This is a genomic window from Megasphaera sp. AF13-6AC (genome assembly GCF_027685385.1).
Classification (GTDB): domain Bacteria; phylum Bacillota; class Negativicutes; order Veillonellales; family Megasphaeraceae; genus Megasphaera; species Megasphaera micronuciformis.
Window position 1 is genome coordinate 851 of the sequence record NZ_JAQCUN010000062.1, and the last position, 6932, is coordinate 7782.

Here is a 6932-nt window from a genome sequence, read left to right on the forward strand (position 1 = left end):
TACCCTGTTCATAACAATCCTTCATCAAACCGAGTATTTGATTTTCCTTGAGATGATGAAATTGTACAGATTGACATGTTGTAAAATGAACAAATTTCAAATTATATTTTTTTATCGCTTCACGGAGTTGTATAAGGTCCTCTCGTTCCAGGATACCGCCTGTAAAACGTAGGCGAATCATGGTCGTTTCACCGCCACGTTCTCCATAGCACCCGAAACCGCCGGAAACTCCTTTGTATTCTGCCGGCTTCAATTCTTTAGCATAAAACTTACGCGTTGCATCATAAAATGTCGGTAAGTCGGCTTTAAAATGCTCCGTCCATCTTTTGTTCATAACAAGCACTACCCTTCACTTATGTGTCATGATAAAAATAAAGATCTTTATCATGCCGGTCGTAACACAAAGCAATGACGAGGTAAGCATAAGCTCCCTCGTCATTTATTTATTTTTTACTACATACCTTTACTGGTATAAAGGCTATTTCTTCGATATAGAATTGAGGAATTCTTCCAATTCCTTTTCATCCATCGAGCCGACCCTCATGTTTACAATGATTCCCCTCGTATCTACGAGAACGGACATAGGTATTCCCGAAATGCGATAGTCACGGCTCACCTTTTGAATATTCGGCTGATACATGGGAATCGTATATTTTCCGTCACGCCAAAAGGCAACGCCGTCATCTTTTTTCTGGTCCATATTCACGGCAATAAATTGAATTTCCTGTTTATGTGCATCATAAGCCTTTTGTATGTCCGGCATTTCTCCGACACACGGCGGGCACCACGATGCCCAGAAGTTAATAAAAACAGGGCCTTGTGCGTATAGTTGAGAAAGTTTTACGTTCTTTCCGTCAGCAGCCGGCAAATCTATATCAGGTGCAGGCGCTCCGATTTTTAAATCCGCTTCCGCTTGAGCCGTCTGTTGTTGGGCCTCAGCCTTTTGATTACCGCACGCCGTAAGTGAGACAACACATAAAGCGGCTGCCAATACAATCATATATTTTTTAAACATTATCTCTCTCCTCAACCTTTCTCATTATAAGTTTTCTCTTGTACACTGCATGGACAGGGCAAACATCCATGCATTCGCCGCAAGAAATACATTCTTTATCTCCTGCCAGCGTCACATCCGATTTGCAAACAGCTGCACAACGTCCGCAGTGAACACATTTGTTCTTATCCACTGCAATTCCCGTCAACGCATACCGATTAAAGAACCCGTATATGGCTCCCAAGGGACATATGAAACGGCAAAAAGGACGAAAAACGAAAGTCGACATCAGCAAAATACCCCCGGCTAACAATCCTTTCCATACCGTTAAGCTTCCGGCAGCGGAGCGCAAGCCTTCATTGACAACAAATAAGGGTAGCGCACCTTCTACTGTACCGGCCGGACAGATATATTTGCAAAACAAAGGCTCTCCCAACCCGATTACGGCAAATGACACAAGGGGACCCAAAAAAACCAGGCCCAGAAAAGCATATTTTACTTTCGTCAATCGTCTCGTAATCTTTGATTTTCTTATTTTTCTACAAGGTACACAATCCAATAAATCCTGAAGTAACCCGAAGGGACATAAATAGCCGCAAACGACGCGGCCAAATAACACTCCGAAAAGGGCGATAAAGCCCAACACATAGAACGGAATCCGCGGAATAAACCCGCTAAGCGAACTTTGTAATGCACCTATCGGACATCCTCCGACCGCCCCGGGGCAGGAGTAACAGTTTAAACCCGGTACGCACAGTGCCTTAGTATCCCCGTTATAGATAGTACCGTCCCTGAATCCCTTCCAGTTGGCATTGGTAAGAAAAGCACTGATACCTTGAATAATTCTGCGACTAACCAAGACCGATACACTCCAAGCAAATCATTGAGCCCTTTTGCCAGACAGCCTGATCCTCACCTCGACTTAGCCCTAAAGCCAATAAAGCGGCTGCTACGAGAAGGAGAACCATTCTTTTTTTTAACATGTGCCGCCTCCTTTTTCCTATTATACCATCAGTTATTATAAGGATAACATACTAAAAGATTTTAAATCCATACAAATTCGACAGTCATATCTTTTCACCCATAAGCTTTCAGGATTAATATATAATATATAAGACAGTATGTATAGTAATCATCCGGGAGGGTAAGGACCATGAAAAATACGATCACATTAAACAGCCGATATGAAATGCCGCTTCTTGGATTCGGTACCTATAAGCTGACCGATCCGAAAGCGGACGAAGCGGCAATTGTCACGGCAATTCATTCCGGATACAGGCTGCTTGATACGGCTCAAGCTTACAAAAACGAAGAAATCGTCGGAAATGCCGTAAAATACTGCGGCATAGCACGAGAAGATCTATTTTTAACCACCAAGATCTGGTTCACCCGCTTTTCCGACGGTAACTGTCGTAAAAGTCTGGAAGAGTCCTTGAAAAAGCTCTCAACCGATTATCTCGACTTGGTGCTTCTTCACTGGCCATACAACGATGTATACAGAGCCTGGCGTGACTTGGAACAGGCCGTTTCCGACGGTCTCGTGCGTTCCATCGGAGTATCCAACTTCATGCCCAGCCAACTTATAGACCTGATTCATTTCAATACCCTGTGCCCGACAGTCAATCAAATTGAGACCCATTTATACTGCCAATATTCGGAGCTTCAAAAGGTAATGAAAAAATACGGAGTCATCCATCAAGCCTATTCTCCCTTCGGCAGAAATAGAGATACGTCTATGTATAAAGAACCGGCTGTCACCATACCGGCTGAAAAGTACGGAAAAACACCCCACCAAATTGCCTTGCGCTTTTTAGTGCAACAAGGTATTTCGGTCTTGCCGAAATCGTCTCACCCTGACCGCATTGCCGCCAACGCGGATATTTTCAACTTTTCCTTAACGGATGTTGAAATGAAAGCCTTGGAAGCCCTTGATAGGAATAAGATTCTTGTCGGTAACAGTCAGGACGGCGCCTACACGGAAAATATGCTCACCAGAACCTTATAAACCCAAGGGGGTGCTGAAATGTCGGTACTGACTGAAAAACAAATAAAATACGGCTTCAATTATTATCATAACGATGACGCCCATCCTAAATCCGTAGTTACGGTGTCTGAATATACAGGTGAAAAAGAACTGGTTATTAATTGTACCCAGCTGGAGGATACTTATTCGTCACGAGACAAAAAGCGAATTCTCAGAGAATGGTGCGAATTTCTGCTAGAAAACCCTGATGCTTTCAGTAAACTCGTATTCTGTACAAGGATGCCTCAAGAGTTGTTTGATGCAGTATGTTGCCAACGTAAACTGACAGACCTGCACATTAAATGGGGCGTATATCCGGATATATCAAAATTAGAACACTTACAGTCCTTAAAGTATCTGCATATAGGATCCGGCAGAAGTGTTTCCTCTATCAATCCGATTGCAAAACTGAAAAATCTGGTTGCCTTATCAATTGAAAATTTCCAAAAAATTGAAGATTATAGTGCACTGGCCACACTGAAGCATCTGGAAAGTCTTTCTCTGGAGGGTGATTTCGCAGCCCCTAAAAATTTACGACTTCAATCCCTGAGCTTCTTACGACACATGCCCCGTTTACGTTCCTTCAGTTTGTTGACCGCACGCGTACTGGACAAGGATTACAGCCCCCTTTTAGAGCTTATAGAGCTCGAAAGTCTGACTTTGAAATCTTGCAAAGAGGTGAAGGATTTGTATCCTCAATTAATAGCCCTGCCTAAATTGAAGTACGGTACGCTGGTAACTCGCCCTTATTTATACAATGACAGCGAGCCAATCACACACAACCCGAACACTTCACCGAATGAATGCCTTTAAAGGAGATTCTACTATAGATATGTGATATACCATCGAGTAAAGATTTTTCTCAACTATACTTTTAATTTATATAGTCCTGTCGACTCTGCAAGAGTCATTCGGGTTGATTGGCATAAAAAGGTACTGATCAACCGAAAAGAGCAATGGCAAATTAATTTAGATCAATAGATGAAAGGCAAGAAAGACGGCAAACAGACTAAAGACGCATTTATGTCAAAGCACGGAGCATGATGACACCACGGAAATCATACGAGCAGATTATCCCTGCCTATCGGCCGTCGTGTTACAGTTTACAAAAACTGATGCACTTGTAGGCAGCGGTATAACTTAACTATATCTCCCTCTTAAAAGGAGCTGTAAGAAAATGCGGTTTTCCGCACATACTTACAGCTCCTTTTATTAAAACGCATCCCATTCGGCAAAACGCTCATTCATACGCCGTCTTTTCACTTTTTTATTTTCATCTTTTCGTTCTTCCTCAACGGGAAAGGTCAGTTTCCCCGTCGCTGCCGTCCGTTTATAAAACAGGGCCACCGCTTCTTCTTCCGTAAGACCCGCCTTTTGAAAAACCTCGACAGCCGCATCCTTTATTTGTTGTTCAACCTGTATTTCCACTTACACTCCCCCCTTACGACGCCTCTTGGCATTCTTGTTCACTTCGTCAAGAGTTCCCATATGGCCTATAGCATACATCAGGGATTGCATAAGCGATACGGCCAATACGGCTCCCGTTCCTTCTCCTAAAGAAAAACCGCAATGTAAAGGGATTTCGGATTCATCCATGTCGATAATACGCAGAGCCAATGTCATCCCCGCTTCTCGTGACAGGTGCGATAAGAGGGCATAATCCCTCACGTCATCACGTATTTTAACAGCACAAACCAAGGCCACTGCCGTAATGAACCCGTCTACATAAAAAGGAATTCTTCGCTCCGCACAAGCCAACATAGCCCCTGTAATCGCCGCTAAATCGAAGCCTCCGACGTACCGCAATACATCGATAGGTCCGGACATAAGACTGCCATATTGTTCCATGGCTTCGGAAATAAGTTCTTCTTTATGCCTCAACAGGCGATAATTGCCCTTAGCCGACCCGTATCCGGCAATTAAAGACGCATAATCAGGTGCCAGAGCCGTCAGTACAGCTGCCGATGTCGTCGTGTTTCCGATGCCCATTTCCCCGAAGGAAAGTAAATTATATCCCATATGAGCCGCAAAGCTGACCCGTTCCCGTCCGACTTCTACAGCCCGTTTTACTTCCGCTTCCGTCATAGCCGGTTCTACGGAGAAATTCCGCGTCCCTTGCCGGATTTTATAATTCAATCCCACTGCATCGGGAGAATCAATCCCCACATCGACGACTTCATAAGGAATGCGATTGTAATCACAAAAACAGGAGATAGCCGCCAGTCCGTCTACCATATTACGAGTCTGTAAGTATGTAATTTCCGGCAGTTGAACAGCCGCTCCGGACCAGACTACACCATTATCGGCGGCGAAAATAATGTGCTTGGGCCTAAGATCCGGTTCTGTCTTCTGCCAAGCCAAAAATATCTTTTTTGCTTGCTGCTCCAATAGCCCGAGACTTCCCGGCGGTTTCGCTAAATTCCGCAGTTTCTCTTCTACTTCTTCTTTAAAAGTCATGACAACGCTCTTTCTTTATTAAAGTGAATGCATAATCTATCTTTATTTTCTCATTTTTATATTATATCAATCACCTTTTACAGACTCAACAGGTATCTAAAATATGATGTAATTCATGAACTTCTATACATTTGTAGTTAAGTATACCACAGGTTTTTATCAATATTTTTACAGCTTCTTTTCATTCAATGCTTATAATTAAGTCCCGCCCCTTATTGAATGCGGTTCTCCTTATCGTTACCGTTCCGGAGACATATGAAATCAGGCTTATGCAGAATAATCAATTATAATTGAAAACTATGTATTTATATGGCAGAATAATAATAAAGAAGGTGACTCAAATTATGCCGACAATAAAAGATATTGCCAAAGCAGCCGATGTTTCCATTGCTACCGTCTCAATTGTACTGAACGGTAAGGGCAAAGAAAGGAAAATTTCCGGCGAAACACAAAAACGAATTCTTGAAATTGCCCACAAAATGAATTATGTCCCCAATCAATCGGCCAAAAAGTTGCGGGTCACCGGCGGTGATTCATACTCAGTCGCCTTTTATTGGGCTACGGACTTCCGTATCAATTATCTGGCCCGTATTACACTCGGCTTGCAACGAGAAATCATGAAGTACGACAAGCCGATCCATTTAACAGTTGTTCCGTACAAGGTCGATGAATTACAAAAACAACTGGAAGTAGAGCAGAACCGCTTCTTCAACGGCATTATTATTGCCAATATGTCCGAAAAAGATATGGAATACTTGGAAAATTCCGACTTCCCTTGCCCCATTGTCCTCTTTAATCGTACCTCCGAAAAATACGGGTGTGTGACCATGGACAACTATGAAATCGGTCGCAGCGTAGGACGACACTTGTTAAATAAAGGCTGCATTCACCCGGGCGTTTTGACTCACGATACTTCATTTCCCATTATGCGTATGTGGATGGACGGCTTTTTGGAAGTATTCGCTCAAGCAGGCTATCCCGTATCGGATGACGACATCTTTCTTTGTGACCAATCACTGGCAGATGCCGTTAAAGTCTGCAAAGAGCTGATTCACCGTGACCGAATGCCGCAAGCCCTGTTTTGTGAATCCGACGTATTGGCCCACGGGGTTCTTTACGGTTGTCATAACGAAGGCATTTCCATTCCTCACGATTTGGAAGTTTTTACCGTCGGTATTACCATGCCGGAAATAAATGACTTCTCCATTCCGTCTTTATCTCGCATCGATATTCCTATGGGAAAAATCGGCGAAGAATGCATGAAGATGATCATCGATTTAATCGAAAAAAAACGTACTCTACCTCTTGTTACTTATATTGAAGGAGAAAAAATTATTGCCGATTCGTCTCCTGAAAACCGAAGTTTTCAACCTCTATAACCGATTCTCTACAAAACGAAACAGCGGAAAGTCGCACAAACGGCTTTCCGCTGTTTTTATCAGAATTTCGCTATAAACT

Annotated in this window: 8 protein-coding genes and 1 pseudogene; 3 read left to right on the top strand and 6 right to left on the bottom strand. The window is 43.1% G+C overall.

The annotated features are described in order from the left end of the window. From PGX78_RS04730 to PGX78_RS04745, 4 genes and pseudogenes are all read right to left on the bottom strand, one after another. Positions 1–334: pseudogene (locus tag PGX78_RS04730) on the bottom strand (nitrite/sulfite reductase); the annotation flags it as partial. Positions 335–478: 144 nt separating this feature from the next. Next, positions 479–1015 (bottom strand): TlpA family protein disulfide reductase, encoded by a 537-nt coding sequence (locus PGX78_RS04735; RefSeq protein ID WP_270445608.1) that lies wholly within the window; start codon positions 1013–1015, stop codon positions 479–481. Continuing rightward, positions 1008–1853, bottom strand: a complete 846-nt coding sequence (locus tag PGX78_RS04740) for a 4Fe-4S binding protein (RefSeq protein ID WP_270445609.1) — start codon at positions 1851–1853, stop codon at positions 1008–1010. Before PGX78_RS04740 ends, PGX78_RS04735 begins: the two co-directional genes overlap by 8 nt. Continuing rightward, entirely contained in the window at positions 1846–1977 is a 132-nt protein-coding gene (locus tag PGX78_RS04745) for a CD1871A family CXXC motif-containing protein (RefSeq protein ID WP_006943029.1), read from the bottom strand. Before PGX78_RS04745 ends, PGX78_RS04740 begins: the two co-directional genes overlap by 8 nt. 170 nt (positions 1978–2147) lie before the next feature. On the opposite strand from PGX78_RS04745, the gene PGX78_RS04750 reads away from it, so the two are divergent. Together PGX78_RS04750 and PGX78_RS04755 are read left to right on the top strand one after the other, a co-directional pair. Next, positions 2148–2999: an aldo/keto reductase gene (locus PGX78_RS04750; RefSeq protein ID WP_270445610.1), complete on the top strand. Its 852-nt coding sequence runs from the start codon at positions 2148–2150 to the stop codon at positions 2997–2999. A gap of 18 nt (positions 3000–3017) precedes the next feature. Beyond that, a complete protein-coding gene (locus PGX78_RS04755; RefSeq protein ID WP_270445611.1) occupies positions 3018–3830 on the top strand; it encodes a leucine-rich repeat domain-containing protein in 813 nt (270 codons plus the stop codon). 399 nt (positions 3831–4229) lie between these two features. Here PGX78_RS04755 and PGX78_RS04760 read toward each other — a convergent pair whose 3' ends face one another. Next, on the bottom strand, positions 4230–4445 hold the full coding sequence (locus tag PGX78_RS04760; RefSeq protein WP_006943026.1) for a type II toxin-antitoxin system RelB/DinJ family antitoxin: 216 nt from the start codon (positions 4443–4445) through the stop codon (positions 4230–4232). Then, positions 4446–5474, bottom strand: a complete 1029-nt coding sequence (locus tag PGX78_RS04765; protein WP_270445614.1) for a nicotinate-nucleotide--dimethylbenzimidazole phosphoribosyltransferase — start codon at positions 5472–5474, stop codon at positions 4446–4448. A gap of 344 nt (positions 5475–5818) precedes the next feature. Here PGX78_RS04765 and PGX78_RS04770 point away from each other — a divergent pair, with 344 nt between their 5' ends. Beyond that, positions 5819–6853: a LacI family DNA-binding transcriptional regulator gene (locus tag PGX78_RS04770; protein WP_040774486.1), complete on the top strand. Its 1035-nt coding sequence runs from the start codon at positions 5819–5821 to the stop codon at positions 6851–6853. The last annotated feature ends 79 nt before the right edge of the window (positions 6854–6932 follow it).